Source organism: Sphingomonas sp. (genome assembly GCF_032114135.1).
In the GTDB taxonomy this organism is placed as follows: domain Bacteria; phylum Pseudomonadota; class Alphaproteobacteria; order Sphingomonadales; family Sphingomonadaceae; genus Sphingomonas.
Genome location: NZ_DAMCTA010000001.1, coordinates 1,341,793 through 1,355,161, shown reverse-complemented (window position 1 = coordinate 1,355,161; position 13,369 = coordinate 1,341,793). Strand labels below are relative to the sequence as shown.

At 66.8% G+C, this 13,369-nt stretch carries 16 protein-coding genes; 14 read left to right on the top strand and 2 right to left on the bottom strand.

Going from position 1 to position 13,369, the window contains the following annotated elements; genetic code table 11:
* The first annotated feature begins 19 nt into the window (after positions 1-19).
* Entirely contained in the window at positions 20-790 is a 771-nt protein-coding gene (locus RT655_RS06255; RefSeq protein WP_313535599.1) for a FadR/GntR family transcriptional regulator, read from the top strand.
* A gap of 106 nt (positions 791-896) precedes the next feature.
* Positions 897-1,307, top strand: coding sequence for a thioesterase family protein (locus tag RT655_RS06250; RefSeq protein WP_313535598.1), 411 nt, complete (start codon positions 897-899; stop codon positions 1,305-1,307).
* Here RT655_RS06250 and RT655_RS06245 read toward each other — a convergent pair.
* Entirely contained in the window at positions 1,291-1,530 is a 240-nt protein-coding gene (locus RT655_RS06245) for a hypothetical protein (protein WP_313535597.1), read from the bottom strand. The genes RT655_RS06250 and RT655_RS06245 overlap by 17 nt on opposite strands.
* Before the next feature lie 91 nt (positions 1,531-1,621).
* On the opposite strand from RT655_RS06245, the gene RT655_RS06240 reads away from it, so the two are divergent.
* Positions 1,622-2,584, top strand: coding sequence for a bile acid:sodium symporter family protein (locus RT655_RS06240; protein WP_313535596.1), 963 nt, complete (start codon positions 1,622-1,624; stop codon positions 2,582-2,584).
* Positions 2,584-3,573, top strand: a complete 990-nt coding sequence (locus RT655_RS06235) for an NAD(P)-dependent oxidoreductase (RefSeq protein ID WP_313535594.1) — start codon at positions 2,584-2,586, stop codon at positions 3,571-3,573. The genes RT655_RS06240 and RT655_RS06235 overlap by 1 nt, the downstream gene beginning before the upstream one ends.
* Positions 3,574-3,693: 120 nt before the next feature.
* Here RT655_RS06235 and RT655_RS06230 read toward each other — a convergent pair whose 3' ends face one another.
* Positions 3,694-4,737: a polysaccharide deacetylase family protein gene (locus tag RT655_RS06230; RefSeq protein WP_313535593.1), complete on the bottom strand. Its 1,044-nt coding sequence runs from the start codon at positions 4,735-4,737 to the stop codon at positions 3,694-3,696.
* Positions 4,738-4,788: 51 nt separating this feature from the next.
* On the opposite strand from RT655_RS06230, the gene leuC reads away from it, so the two are divergent.
* The 10 genes from leuC to RT655_RS06180 all read left to right on the top strand — a co-directional run bounded on the left by leuC (position 4,789) and on the right by RT655_RS06180 (position 13,310).
* Positions 4,789-6,231 carry a 3-isopropylmalate dehydratase large subunit gene (gene leuC / locus RT655_RS06225; protein ID WP_313535592.1) on the top strand — a complete coding sequence of 481 codons (1,443 nt, stop codon included), beginning with the start codon at positions 4,789-4,791 and terminating at the stop codon, positions 6,229-6,231.
* 20 nt (positions 6,232-6,251) lie between these two features.
* Positions 6,252-6,392, top strand: coding sequence for a hypothetical protein (locus RT655_RS06220; protein WP_313535591.1), 141 nt, complete (start codon positions 6,252-6,254; stop codon positions 6,390-6,392).
* 98 nt (positions 6,393-6,490) lie between these two features.
* Positions 6,491-7,120 (top strand): 3-isopropylmalate dehydratase small subunit, encoded by a 630-nt coding sequence (leuD, locus tag RT655_RS06215; protein WP_313535590.1) that lies wholly within the window; start codon positions 6,491-6,493, stop codon positions 7,118-7,120.
* The gene (locus tag RT655_RS06210; RefSeq protein ID WP_313535589.1) at positions 7,083-8,081 is read left to right on the top strand and encodes an NADPH:quinone oxidoreductase family protein; all 999 of its coding nucleotides are present in this window, start codon (positions 7,083-7,085) and stop codon (positions 8,079-8,081) included. The genes leuD and RT655_RS06210 overlap by 38 nt, the downstream gene beginning before the upstream one ends.
* A 698-nt stretch (positions 8,082-8,779) precedes the next feature.
* Positions 8,780-9,103 (top strand): DUF1476 domain-containing protein, encoded by a 324-nt coding sequence (locus RT655_RS06205; RefSeq protein ID WP_313535588.1) that lies wholly within the window; start codon positions 8,780-8,782, stop codon positions 9,101-9,103.
* Between the two features lies 1 nt (position 9,104).
* On the top strand, positions 9,105-9,344 hold the full coding sequence (locus RT655_RS06200) for a BolA family protein (protein WP_064313164.1): 240 nt from the start codon (positions 9,105-9,107) through the stop codon (positions 9,342-9,344).
* Between the two features lie 3 nt (positions 9,345-9,347).
* On the top strand, positions 9,348-9,680 hold the full coding sequence (gene grxD, locus RT655_RS06195) for a Grx4 family monothiol glutaredoxin (protein WP_313535586.1): 333 nt from the start codon (positions 9,348-9,350) through the stop codon (positions 9,678-9,680).
* A 598-nt stretch (positions 9,681-10,278) separates the two neighbouring features.
* The gene (locus tag RT655_RS06190) at positions 10,279-10,647 is read left to right on the top strand and encodes a BlaI/MecI/CopY family transcriptional regulator (protein WP_126000786.1); all 369 of its coding nucleotides are present in this window, start codon (positions 10,279-10,281) and stop codon (positions 10,645-10,647) included.
* On the top strand, positions 10,644-12,308 hold the full coding sequence (locus RT655_RS06185; RefSeq protein ID WP_313535585.1) for a M56 family metallopeptidase: 1,665 nt from the start codon (positions 10,644-10,646) through the stop codon (positions 12,306-12,308). Before RT655_RS06190 ends, RT655_RS06185 begins: the two co-directional genes overlap by 4 nt.
* 135 nt (positions 12,309-12,443) lie before the next feature.
* Positions 12,444-13,310 (top strand): MBL fold metallo-hydrolase, encoded by an 867-nt coding sequence (locus RT655_RS06180; RefSeq protein ID WP_313535583.1) that lies wholly within the window; start codon positions 12,444-12,446, stop codon positions 13,308-13,310.
* Positions 13,311-13,369: the final 59 nt, after the last annotated feature.

Sequence of the window (13,369 nt, the reverse complement as noted above, 5' to 3'; positions counted from 1 at the left end):
TCGCCTATGAGAGTCGGTGATGAAACTGAACCGAAGCAAGCTCTACCAGCGCGTGGCCGCGTCGATCGCCGATGGTATCGAAGGCGGGCGCTGGGCCCCGGGCACCCGCCTGCCGGGCGAACGCGACCTGGCGGAAGAGTATAAAGTCAGCCGGCCTACGATCCGCGAGGCGATGATCGCGCTGGAGATGAAGGGCTGGATCGAAGCACGGCACGGCTCGGGCCTTTATGTCACCCACCGCGACAGTTCGGGCGGACTGCGCGAGGATGCGCTGAACCTCGACATCGGCGCGTTCGACCTCACCGAGGCGCGGATACTGTTCGAGGGCGAGGCGGCGGCGCTGGCGGCGGTGTCGATCACCCCCGAGCAGCTGGCCGAGCTTGATCACATCGCCGAGGAAATGGCCGATCCTGCCACCGGCAACGCGACGCTGTTCGACGCCGATCACCGCTTCCACATCGCGGTGGCCAATGCGACCGGCAACGCGGCGATCCGCAGCGTGGTGGAATATCTGTGGGAGCTGCGTACTCGTTCACCGCTGTGCGCCAACATGTTCGATCGCGCGCGCCGCAACGGCGTCAACCCGCGCTATGACGAGCATCGCCCGATCCTCGATGCGCTCCATGCCCGCGATCCGCACGGCGCCCGTGCGGCGATGCGGCGGCATTTGCGCGGCGTGGTCGACGACCTGCTCGAGGCGACCGAGCTGGAACTTCTCGAGCGTGCCCGCAACGAGCTCGACGCGCGCCGCGACACGCTGGCCAAACGGCTGGAAATCGGCCCGGCCTGACCGCCTGCCGCTACGGCATGCGCGCCCGCCTGGAGGTTGGGCCATCCAGCGCAATTTAGTCCCGCGCCGGGTCGCTTGTTGGGCGCCGCTGGTCTATGATGCAGGGGTGAGCAACGCTGCGATTCCCTTCGAATTCCGGGTCGACGTCGAACAGGACGATATCGACTTCATGGGACATGTGAACAACGCGTCCTATCTGAAGTGGGTGCAGGCGGCGGTGGTGAGCCACTGGCAGGCGCTGGCCCCGGTCGAGGCGGTCGCCGAGCACCTTTGGGTCGCGCTCAAGCACGAGATCACCTATCGCCGGCCTGCCTTTCTCGAGGACGACGTGGTCGCCACCGTGTTGCTGGAAAAGGTGCAGGGCGCCCGCGCCTTCTACGAGACGGTGATCCGCCGCGGGTCCGAGGTACTGGCCGAGGTCAAGTCGAGCTGGTGTTGCCTTGACGCGGAGACCAAGCGGCCGGCGCGGCTCGCCAAGGACGTGATCGACCATTTCTTCGTCAAGGGCGTCGACTGACGCCAATATGGCGGACGCATAGCGTCTGGCCAGGGTGTCCGCCTTGCGTGGCCGCCATCTCGACCTGCTGTGGTCGAGCGCTCTCCACGACGCGCATCGCGGCGGCGAGATAATCGAACGGGTGATCGAGGGGGTGCGGGTGCGCACGCCCGGCGACCCGGCGCGGATCGCCGCGATCGCCACACACCGCGCCGACGGTATGACCGACGGCGAACGATTGCATATGGTGCAGGTGTCCAAAACGGTCTGGGCGCTTGCGCGGGTGCGCGGGGGCGCGCAAGGGGCGCGGCACCTTCCCTGGTGCGAGTATCTGCATGGCTGCCCTTCGTCGCTGGATCGATCCCTATCTGCTGATGCTGCTCGGCACCGTCGGCCTCGCTGCGCTGTTTCCCGCGCGGGGCATGTGGGCGAGCATCGCCGACGAAGCGGTGACGATCGCGGTGGCGCTGCTATTCTTCCTCTACGGCGCAAGGCTGGCGCCGTCAGCGATCTGGGCAGGGCTGACCAACTGGCGGCTACAGCTGACCGTGTTTCTCAGCACCTTCCTGATCTTCCCTATTCTCGGGCTCGGCGCCTATGCAATTGCGAGTCATGTGCTTCCCAGCGGTATCGCGCTGGGGTTGCTGTTCCTCTGCCTGCTGCCCTCCACGGTGCAATCTTCGATTGCCTTTACCTCCATCGCGCGCGGCAATGTGCCTGCCGCCTTGTGCAGCGCTTCGCTCTCCAATCTGATCGGCGTGATCGTCACCCCGCTGCTCGCCGCGTTGCTATTGCCTAGCAATAGCGGAACTGGCATCTCGCTGTCCCAGCTGGAATCGATCGCCATGCAGATCCTGCTGCCCTTCGCGGCGGGGCAGGCGGCGCGTCCCTTGATCGGCGGCTTCATTCTAAAGCATCGCCTGCTGACCATGATTGTCGATCGCGGCTCGATCCTGCTCGTCGTCTATGCCGCGTTCAGCGAAGGCATGGTCGCGGGTGTGTGGGGCCGGGTGTCGCTCACCGATCTCGCGCTGGTGCTGGCGTTCAACGCGGTCCTGCTCGGTATCGTCATCGCGACGACGAGGATCGGCAGCCGCCGGCTCGGTTTCAGCAAGGAGGACGAGATCGCCATCGTCTTCTGCGGCTCGAAGAAGAGCATGGCGAGCGGCATCCCGATGGCGACGATCCTGTTCCCGGGCGGCGCGGTGAGCCTTATCGTGCTGCCGCTGATGATCTTCCACCAGCTCCAGCTGTTCGTCTGCGCGGTGCTGGCACGCAAATACGGAGCGCGAGACTGATGCGGATTCTGCTCACCGGATCATCGGGCTGGCTGGGGCGCTTCCTGGCGCCGATGCTGCGGGGGGCAGGGCACGAGGTCATCGGGCTCGACGTCGCACCCGGTGCGGACACGAAGGTGCTCGGCTCGGTTGCGGATCGCGCGCTGGTCGAGCAGGTCTTTGCCGGGCACGGCATCGAGGCGGTGATTCACGCCGGGGGGCTGCACAAGCCGGACATCGTGCGGTATCCGGCGCAGGCGTTCATCGACGTCAACGTCACCGGGACGCTCAACCTGCTCGAATGCGCGGCGGCGGCGGGGCATGACCGGTTCGTCTTTACCTCCACCACCTCGCTGATGATCAGCCAGGCGATTCGCGAAGAAGCGGGCGATGCGGCAGTGTGGCTCGACGAGGCCAGCGGGCCGGTCGCGCCGCGCAACATCTACGGTGTCACCAAGCTCGCCGCTGAGGGGCTTTGCCGGGTCGCTTGGCTCGAGCAGGGGCTCGCCACGATCGTACTGCGCACCAGCCGCTTCTTCCCCGAGGACGACGACACCCATGCCGCGCCGTCGGGCGAGAATCTCAAGGCGAACGAGTTGCTCCATCGCCGGCTAACGGTGGAGGACGCCGCACGGGCGCATCTGGCGGCGCTGGAGCGGGCGCCAGAGATCGGCCACGGCGTGTTCGTCATTTCCGCGCCGACGCCCTTTACCCGCGCGGACTGTGCCGCGCTCAAGCAGGATGCCGCCGCGGTGATCGCGCAGGCCTTCCCGGACGCGCCGGCCCTGTATGCGGCGCGTGGCTGGACGCTGCCCGCCGGGATCGGGCGCGTCTATGATTCGGGTCTTGCCGAGCGCGTGCTGGGCTTCCGCTGCGAAACCGACTTCGCTGCCGTGCTGGCGGCACTCCGCCAGGGCGGGGCGCTGCCTTTCGCACATGACCCTGCCTATGTGTCGCCCAAGGAATCCGGTCGACGGGACCTCGGCGAAAATCCTTTGCCACCGGCCTAAGGCTTCGCTGCGTCGCAATCGGGAAAGACGCGGTACGGCGCTGCCGGGTAGGCGTCGTCGATGGACGATAGGGCAGATCGCGGGAAGCGCTTAGTCCAGCGGCGTGTCCCCCATGCGGGCCTATAGTCCCGCCGCATCCATCCTCGGTGCCTCATAAGCGCCGTCCTCCCCCGGATAGCGCAACAGCGTCTCGTAACGACCGTCCGCCTTGGCCAGCGCCCAGACGAGGCTCTGTCCCGCCGGCAGCACATCCGGTTCCGCCGCGAAAAGCGGCGCGGCAAACGCCGTTTCGGCATCGACAAGGCGCCAGCCCCGGGCTTTGAACATCGCCAGTAGGTCGCCGAGGAAAAGCCCGGTCGTCAGCCGATGGTGCAGCAATAGCGTATGATCGATGGAATGTCCGAGCACGCGCTGCGCGAGGCGGTCGTAAAAGGTGGCGCGATCCCAGACATGGTCCAGGTAGAAGCGGCGATAGGGCGCGATATCGGCCCTGGGAGTGGCGTCAAGGCGCGCCCGAAGCCGGTTGTCGACGTACCAGTCCGACGTGTCGATGGTGACGTGCGCATTGGCATAGCCGTGCGCCTTCAACAGCGCGCGCATCCGGTCCCTCCCCGCCGCCGTTTTGCCCTCCGCGAGAAACGGGAAGCGGAAAAGCCTGCGAAAACCGGTATATCCCGACAGCAACGGCTCGCACCTTAGGATGTCGGCCATGAACGCATCGGGGTCGCGCCCGCTGAAATACCGGTGCGAGAAGCTGTGGTTGCCGAGCAGGTGGCCGGCATTCGACCATGCGGCGAGCACCTTGTCGCTACGCGCCCCCTGGCCATATTTGCCGGCGACGAACCCGGCCGCTTTTATCGCGTGCCGCGCGAGGACGGTGCGGATCGCGGTGTCACGTGCCTCCCCCGAGAGCAAGGGCGTGTCGGAGAGGTCGAAATCGTCGATGGTGATGGCGATGCCGGGTGCACGTGAGTCCGCCGGCACCGCCCGTGCGGCGCGCCCGGCAACGCTTGCGGCGATCGAGGCGGCGAGCAGTGTGCGGCGATCGAGGCGGCAAGGCATTTGGGGGTTATGCGGGGCCGTGTCTTTCAGGGCAATCTCCGGCGAGCCGCCATCGTGACGCGGGTACGGGCAGGCGCCACGGGGTCCTTCGGCGCGGGGCACAAAATGTCCTGCAACCTTGCATCCGCGCACGATTCAACTAAAGCGCGCCGCATGTCGAGTGAACCGCGCACCCTGTACGAGAAGATCTGGGCCGACCACGTCGTCGAGCGCCGGGACGATGGCACCTGCCTCGTCTATATCGATCGGCACCTCGTCCACGAAGTCACCAGCCCGCAGGCTTTTGCCGGCCTCCGTGCGGCGGGGCGCAAGGTGCGCCGTACCGACCTCACCCTTGCGGTGCCCGATCACAACCTGCCGACCACCCCGCGCGTCGATGCTGCCGGCAACCCGCTGCCGATCGCCGATCCGGCCAGCGCCGGCCAGCTCTCGGCGCTGCGCGGCAACGTCGCCGAGTTCGGGGTTCCCTATATCGATGCGCTCGATGCGCGGCAGGGGATCGTCCATGTCGTCGGGCCCGAACAGGGCTTCACGCTGCCCGGCACCACGCTGGTCTGCGGCGACAGCCACACCTCGGCGCATGGCGCGCTGGGGGCGCTGGCCTTCGGCATCGGCACCAGCGAGGTCGAGCATGTGCTGGCCACGCAGACGCTGCTGCTCAAGCAGTCGAAGACGATGGAAGTCCGCGTCGACGGCACGCTCGGCCACGGGGTCAGCGCGAAGGACGTGGTGCTGGCGATCATCGGCAAGATCGGCGCGGCCGGCGGCACCGGCTATGTCATCGAATTCACCGGCGAGGTGATCCGTAACCTCTCGATCGAGGGGCGGCTGACCGTCTCCAACATGTCGATCGAGGGCGGCGCGCGCTCGGGGCTGATCGCGCCCGACGAGAAGACATTCGCCTATCTCAAAGGCCGCCCGCTCGCCCCCACCGGCGAGGCCTGGGACCGCGCCGTCGCCTATTGGAAGACGCTGCCGACCGACCAGGGCGCGGTGTACGACAAGGTGGTGACGCTGGACGCGGCGAACATCGCGCCCTCGCTCACCTGGGGCACCAGCCCCGAGGACGTGGTGCCGATTACGGGCGTCGTGCCCGATCCGGAGAGCTTCGCCGATCCCTCGAAGCGCGCCGCCGCGCAGCGCTCGCTCGACTATATGGGCCTCACCCCCGGCACCGCGATGCAGGACATTCCGGTGGAGCATATCTTCATCGGCTCGTGCACCAACAGCCGGATCGAGGATCTGCGTGCCGCCGCCGCGGTGGTGCAGGGCCGCAAGGTCGCGGATCGCATCCGCCAGGCGCTGATCGTGCCGGGCTCGGGGCTGGTCAAGCGCCAGGCCGAGGAAGAGGGGCTCGACCGCATCTTCCTGGAGGCGGGCTTCCAGTGGCGCGAGCCGGGCTGCTCGATGTGCCTGGCGATGAACCCGGACAAGGTTCCTGCCGGAGAACGTTGTGCTTCCACTTCGAATCGCAATTTCGTAGGGCGGCAGGGCCCGGGGTCGCGCACCCACCTCGTCTCGCCCGCGATGGCGGCGGCGGCGGCGGTTACGGGGCACCTGACGGACGTTCGCGAGTTGATGGCGAACAACGCGTAATAGTTAAGGGGAGAGACGCCGTGAAAAAGGCGCTCGTCGCATTGATTGCCGGAACGATCCTGAGCGGTTTCGCCGCTGCCTATGCGGGCGCGTACCCGCGGCCGGAGACGCCGATCAAGACCACGCCGGCGCTCGAGCGGGTCGTCGTCGCACCGCGCTGACGTGTGCGACCGATTGCCGAAAATTGGGATGGCCGCCGGCCATTCGTTAGGAAAGCTGTGTCCATGCATCTGAACACCGTGTCGGCGGAGCGCCGCTGATGGAGCCGATCCAGCAGGTTTCGGGGCGCGCCTACCCTTGGGGCGCCAAGAATATCGATACGGATATCATCATCCCCGCGCACTGGCTGAAGACCACGACGCGCGAGGGGCTGGGCAAGGGCGCCTTCGAAAGCGTCCGCGCGGAGCCGGGCAATCTGTTCGACGATCCGCGCTATGCGGGCGCGCCGATCCTGGTCGCGGGGGAGAATTTCGGCTGCGGCTCCAGCCGCGAGCATGCCGCCTGGGCGCTGGCCGATATGGGCATCAAGGCGGTGATCGCGCCGAGCTTTTCGGACATCTTCTCGGGCAACGCCTTCAAGAACGGCATCGTCACCGTGGTCCTGCCGCAGGAAGCGATCGACCGGCTGGTGCAGGTGGCGACCGCGAACAACATCACCGTCGACCTGGAGACGATGACCGTCACGACGGACTTCCAGGATCGCTTCGCCTTCGAACTCGACCCGTTCCGCCGCGACTGCCTGATGCAGGGGCTGGACGAGATCGGCATGACGCTGGCACAAGATACCGCGATTTCGAAATTCGAATCCGCGGTTGCGCACGAACGCCCGTGGATCGCTGGTGGAGGCGGACATGAAGGCGTTGCTGTCGAAGGCATCGGGCGGACCTGATACTCTAAGCCTGGAAGAGGTGCCTGATCCCGTAGTGGGAAAGGGCCAGATGCTGGTCGCGGTACAGGCCTGCGCGATCAACTATCCCGACGTGCTGATCATCGAGGACCGCTACCAGTTCAAGCCGCCCCGGCCGTTCGCGCCGGGCGGCGAGATCGCCGGCGTGGTCGAAGCGGTAGGCGAGGGCGTCACCGAGTGGGCGCCGGGCGACCGGGTGATCGCGGTGCCGGGCCATGGCGGGCTGGTTGAGAAGCTGGTGCTGAGCCCGGCGCAGCTCTATCGCCTGCCCGAAGGCCGCAGCTTCGAGGACGGTGCGGCGCTGCTGCTCACCTATGCGACGACGATCCATGCGCTGCTCGATCGCGGTAGGCTGAAGGCCGGCCAGACGCTGCTGGTGCTGGGCGCGGCGGGCGGCGTCGGGCTCGCGGCGATCGAGCTGGGCAAGGCCTATGGCGCAACGGTGGTGGCGGCGGTCTCCTCCGACGAGAAGGCCGAGGCCGCGCGGGCTGCGGGCGCGGATGCCACCCTCGTCTATCCGCACGGGCCGCTCGAGAAGGAAGCCTCGAAGGCGCTGGCCGAGGCGTTCAAGGCGGCGGTCGGCCCCAAGGGCGCGGACGTGATCTACGACCCCGTCGGCGGCGACTATGCCGAGCCGGCGCTGCGCGCGATCGGCTGGGAAGGGCGCTATCTGGTGGTGGGCTTCCCGGCGGGCATCCCGAAGCTGCCGCTCAACCTGACGCTGCTCAAGAGCTGCGACGTGTGCGGCGTGTTCTGGGGCGCCTTCGCCGCGCGCGACCCGCAGGCCAACCGCACGCATGTCGACACGCTGTTCCGGCTGTGGAGCGAAGGCAAGATCGCGCCGCGGGTGACCGAGGTATTTCCCTTCGCCGAGGGGGGTGCCGCGATCGCCAAGATGGCGGCGCGGGCGGTGATCGGGAAGGTGGTGGTGCGGGTGGGGTGATCACGTAATCCGTCTCGAAGCTATAGCGTTGCAGTTACGCAGCCCGCGTGTACGATGCGGCGTCGGCTTTCGCCGGGGGAATACATGAGAAGAATAATAAAGATCGGTATCTCGATTACGGCTTGTGTTCTCATCGTGGGCGCTGCGTATGCTGCTGTCGAACGCTGGCGCCACGTTATGCCAGAGATCGTTATCGAGGTACGGACTCCCGGTAACGGAGTTCATGATCCAGCTTTCATGGCAATCTACGGTGAGCGGGGCAGCAATCCGTTTCGACGCGGCACACTTAGGGAGGATCAGCGCATTTCTCAGTGCCAGACGATCGCCGGACGTTGTGTGACCTTGGCTGCTCGTAAAGAATTCGTCGCGATCGGTGACGGGCCCCAGAGTCTTCAAATCCGGCTTTTCAATGGGAGTGGAAATCCCATCGTCGGGGGGCTTCAATGGCCGGGACCCCAGCACCCTAAACAACTCAACGTGCGATGCGATCTACGCATTGTCGATGTGAGAAAATCCTGTGCCATTTCGAAGGCGCTGACCTAAGACGGTAGCAGCGTATTTCCCGATTGAAGCCGGTTTTGGCGGTACGAGCGTGGCGGGTGGAACTCCGGGGGTAACCCAACCATCCATAACCATCCCCGTTGCCAGCGCGGCCCCGCCCTCCTATCTCGGGTCCGAGTTTAGCTAAGGGGCATATGATGACCGCATTCGACGATCGCGAACGGGCGTTCGAGGCGAAGTTCGCGCGCGACGAGGATATGGCGTTCCGCATCATCGCGCGTCGCAACAAGCTGCTCGGCCAGTGGGCCGCCGGCAAGATGGGCCTCACGCCCGAAGAGACCGACGCCTATGCCAAGGCCGTCGTCCAGGCCGATTTCGAGGAAGCCGGCGACGAGGACGTGATCCGCAAGCTGCTCGGCGACATGCTCGCGGCCAATGTCGAGATCGACGACGCCACCGTGCGCCGCGCGATCGAGGAGCAGACCGTCGAGGCGCGCCGCCAGCTGATGGAATCCCAGTAACATGCCGATGCCCGCTGCCGAGATCGAGGCGCTGATCCGCGCCGGCATCCCCGACGCCCAGATCGAGATCACCGATCTGGCCGGGGACGGCGACCACTATGCAGCGCGGGTTGTCGCCCCCATGTTCCGGGGCATGCCGCGCGTGCGGCAGCATCAGGCCGTCTATGCGGCGCTGGGTGGACGGATGGGCGGCGTGCTCCACGCGCTCCAGTTGACCACCGAAGCGACGCCCGAGGAGTAAGCAATGACCGACGATACCCAGGCCCGCATCCAGCAGCTGGTCGACAGCAACGACGTGCTGCTGTTCATGAAGGGCAGCCCCCTGTTCCCGCAATGCGGCTTTTCCAGCCGTGCGATCGCGATCCTCAGCCATCTCGGCGTCGAGTTCGAGAGCGTCGACGTGCTGCAGGATCAGGGCATCCGCCAGGGCATCAAGGCGTTTTCGGACTGGCCGACCATCCCGCAGCTTTATGTGAAGGGCGAGTTCGTCGGCGGCTCGGACATCATGATGGAGATGTACGAGAGCGGCGAGCTGACCCAGCTGATGGCTGACAAGGGCGTCGCAGCCTCGGCCTGACGCACGGTTCCATACAGGAAATAGGGAAGGGGCTCTCGTCGGTGACGGGGGCCCTTTTCGTTTGCGCGGTGTGCATCGTCCCGCAATCCCTCCCCTTCGTGTCGATCTCGCACGCGCTGCCCGCCCTCGCGCACGGATCGTCATTTGCCGCAAAAACGGGAATCCAGTTGCCAGAACGTGGCCGAGCGCATCGCATCGACTCCCTCAGCAGATCCCCGCCTTCGCGAGGATGACGATGGGCTGCGCGGTCGGCGCAGAAGGTGGGGTGGGGGGTAGCTTGGTATGAGCTGGGCGCTTCGGCCCGGTGCGGGCGGGTCGATGGCCATGCCGGTGAACCATCGACCCACCCTGAAGCGTCTTTGGGGGACGCTGGAGCATTTTTGGGGAATGCTCCGGGTGCCTTCAACGTTGCAGGGGGCGTGCCAGTTTTCGCCATGCACGGCGTATCGCGGGTTGCGATGGTGAACCAGGGTTAACCAATCGGCGCAGGTGTAAGCGCAACCGACGCTTTATCCGCGCACGGCGGAACGCATCCAGCATTCCCCGACTTGACTACAGATGTAATCGGGGCGATTACAGGTGTAGTCAGTGAGGGCGTATGACCGAACGAATCAGCGAAGCCGAACATGCGGTGATGGAAGTGCTCTGGGAGGAGTCGCCGCTGACCGCGCAGGAGGTGGCCGAGCGGGTGCCCGCCGATCGCGACTGGAGCGCTAACACGGTCAAGACTCTGCTCGGGCGGCTGCTGGCCAAGAACGTGATCGCACATGAAGAGGAGGGGCGACGCTACCGCTATCGGCCGCTCGTCGCGCGCGGCGATTATGTGGTGGGCGAGTCGCGCAAGCTGATCGACCGGCTGTTCGGCGGCCGGCTGACTCCGTTGGTGGCGCATCTGGCGGAACGCGATGCCATCACCGATCAGGATATCGCAGAGATTGAGGCTCTCCTGAAGGAGCTGAAGCAATGACCGGCTGGTGGATCGAGACACTGCTGGCGAGCACCCTGCTGATGCTGCTCGCGCTGGCGCTCCGCGGACCCGTCCGCAAGGTCTTCGGGCCGCAGCTCGCCTATGCGCTGTGGGTGTTGCCCGCCGCGCGCATGCTGCTGCCGCCGCTGCCCGGCCAGTGGCAGCTGAGCCAATGGCTCGCGCCGCTCACCCGCACGGCGACCGATGCGCCGGCGGTGGCCATGGGGGTGCTCAACCCCGAGAAGCTGCCGGTCGGCATGGATCGGGGTGCGGTACTCACCATCGACCTGAGCGCCGGCGCGCACCACGTGCCCGCCGCACTGGTGGCGCCCACTCCCGTTGCCGAGGGGTTGAGTCTCACGCTGCTGCTGCTCGCGCTATGGGGCGCAGGCGCGCTGCTGTTCCTCGGCTATCATCTGGTCGTACATCGCCGCTTCTGCCGCCACCTGCTATCGCGAGCGCGGGTCGACCGCACCGTGGCGCAGGGCCGGGTGCGGGTGATCGAGACCGATGCCGCGCACGGCCCGCTCGCCTTCGGCATCTTCCGCAAATATGTGGCCTTTCCGCGCGACTTTGCCGAGCGCTATGACGAGGTCGAACGCGATCTCGCGCTGGCCCACGAACTTGGCCACCATCTGCGCGGCGACCTGATCGCCAACTGGGCCGCGCTGATCGTGCTGGCTGCCCATTGGTTCAATCCGGTCGCATGGCGGGCGTTCCGCGCCTTCCGCGCCGACCAGGAAATGGCCTGCGACGCCCTGGTGCTCGCCGGCCGCGCCCAGGCACTGCGCCATGCTTATGGCCGTGCGATCGTCAAGTCCGCGCATGGGGGCGCGGTCTCGGCGGCTTGTCACCTCCACACCATCAACGACGTCAAAGGGAGATTACGCATGCTCTCGATCCACCGGAAGCTTTCCCCCATCCGCATCGGCGCGGGGCTGGCCGGTATCACTGCGGTTTCGCTTGCCGCGCTCGCGCTGACTGCCTCGGGCAGCCAGGCGGCGGAGAAGATCCGCGACAATGTCAGCGCCGCGATCCAGACGCGCGGCGTACCGGCGGCACCGATTGCCCCGGTTGCCACCGCGGCACCGACCGCTGCGATCGCGCCGATCGAACCCGTCGCCTCCGTGGAACCCGTTGCGCCCATCGCGCCCGTGGCGGACCAGGCGGCGCTCGGTCTGTCGACGCGGGCGCCGCAGGAGCCGCGGATGCACGATCGTTCGTCGCATCCTGCCGCTGCGGATGGCAAGGCGATCCAGAAAATGGTGATCATCCATCGCGACGGCACCCGCCGCGAAGTCGAAATGCCCGACATGGCGGCGATCCAGGCGAGCATCCCCGAGATTCGCAACGGCAGCTGCGGCAAGGGCAATGGGGCCACCGTCGAGCACCGTAGCGAGGGCGGCAAGCAGGTGATGATCGTGTGCAGCGATCGCATCGCCGCGATGAGCAGCGATGCCGCAAGGATGGCGATGCACGACAATGCCATGGCGATGAACTCGAAGCGGATGGCGATGACCAGCGCGCTGATGAGCCTGCAACATGCCCGCCGCACGATCGAGACGCAGCGCAGTCTCAGCGCCGAGCAGCGGGCCGAGGCGCTTGCCGGCATCGACGAGGCGCTCGCCGATCTGCGCAACGACGCCAAGGACGACGACTGAGTGTAGCACGTCGCCGCAACGTCTCACGGCGGCGTGCTCGGCGGGGCCGGTTTACTCCTTCGCGACCGGCCCCGCTCCCCACTAGCTTGCTCCCGGCGCCTTGCTCTTGCGCGCCAAATGCCCAAATGCCCTGTCATGACCAATGACGCGCCCACGGGCCTCGCGATGACGCTCGAACCGCTGGTGGCGCGGGTGCTGGCGAACAATCCCTCGCCTTTCACCTATACCGGGACCCAGACCTATCTGGTGGGCACCGTAGATCTCGCGGTGATCGATCCCGGTCCCGACGATGCCGAGCACCTTGCCGCGCTGCGGGCGGCGATCGATGGCCGGCCGGTGCGGGCGATCCTGTGCACGCACACGCATCGCGATCACAGCCCCGCCGCGCCCGCGCTGAAGGCGGCCACGGGCGCGCCGATCATCGGCTGCGCGCCGCTGGTCCTCGACGATGCGGGCCCCCGCGCGGATGCCTCCTTCGACACCGGCTATGCGCCGGACCGCGTGCTGGCCGATGGCGCGCAGGTCGCGGGGCAGGGCTGGACTCTGACCGCCGTGGCGACGCCCGGCCACACCTCCAACCATCTGTGCTTCGCGCTCGAGGAAAGCGGCGCGCTGTTTACCGGCGACCACGTGATGGGCTGGTCGACCACGGTCGTGGCACCCCCGGACGGCAACATGGCCGCCTATATGGCGAGCCTCGAGACGCTGATGGTGCGCGAGCGCGACCGGATCTACTATCCGGCGCATGGCGACCCGATCGAGCGGCCGCAGCGCTTCGTCCGCGGGCTGGCCGGGCATCGCAAGCAGCGCGAGGGGCAGATCCTGCGGCTGCTGGCGGAAGGGGTCGGCGCGGTGCCGGCGATGGTGGCGCGCATGTATGTCGGTCTCGATCCGCAACTGCATGGCGCGGCGGGGCGGTCGGTGCTCGCGCATCTGCTCGACCTGCAGACGCGCGGCCGGGTCGCGGCCACGGACGACGTCTGGCGGTTGCTGCCCGAGTAACGATCCAAAACGGGTATAGTAGAGGTGCCCGTAATTGAAGAATCTCCGAAGTAGAGCTA

Coding starts and splice junctions, on each gene's coding strand:
- RT655_RS06255 (WP_313535599.1), top strand. CDS start 20: ATGAAACTGAACCGAAGCAAGCTCTACCAGCGCGTGGCCGCGTCGATC.
- RT655_RS06245 (WP_313535597.1), bottom strand. CDS start 1,530: ATGCAATCGTTCGCCGTCGGTCATACCGTCGGCGCGGTGTGTGGCGAT.
- RT655_RS06240 (WP_313535596.1), top strand. CDS start 1,622: ATGGCTGCCCTTCGTCGCTGGATCGATCCCTATCTGCTGATGCTGCTC.
- RT655_RS06235 (WP_313535594.1), top strand. CDS start 2,584: ATGCGGATTCTGCTCACCGGATCATCGGGCTGGCTGGGGCGCTTCCTG.
- leuC (WP_313535592.1), top strand. CDS start 4,789: ATGTCGAGTGAACCGCGCACCCTGTACGAGAAGATCTGGGCCGACCAC.
- leuD (WP_313535590.1), top strand. CDS start 6,491: ATGGAGCCGATCCAGCAGGTTTCGGGGCGCGCCTACCCTTGGGGCGCC.
- RT655_RS06210 (WP_313535589.1), top strand. CDS start 7,083: ATGAAGGCGTTGCTGTCGAAGGCATCGGGCGGACCTGATACTCTAAGC.
- RT655_RS06205 (WP_313535588.1), top strand. CDS start 8,780: ATGACCGCATTCGACGATCGCGAACGGGCGTTCGAGGCGAAGTTCGCG.
- RT655_RS06200 (WP_064313164.1), top strand. CDS start 9,105: ATGCCGATGCCCGCTGCCGAGATCGAGGCGCTGATCCGCGCCGGCATC.
- grxD (WP_313535586.1), top strand. CDS start 9,348: ATGACCGACGATACCCAGGCCCGCATCCAGCAGCTGGTCGACAGCAAC.
- RT655_RS06190 (WP_126000786.1), top strand. CDS start 10,279: ATGACCGAACGAATCAGCGAAGCCGAACATGCGGTGATGGAAGTGCTC.
- RT655_RS06185 (WP_313535585.1), top strand. CDS start 10,644: ATGACCGGCTGGTGGATCGAGACACTGCTGGCGAGCACCCTGCTGATG.
- RT655_RS06180 (WP_313535583.1), top strand. CDS start 12,444: ATGACCAATGACGCGCCCACGGGCCTCGCGATGACGCTCGAACCGCTG.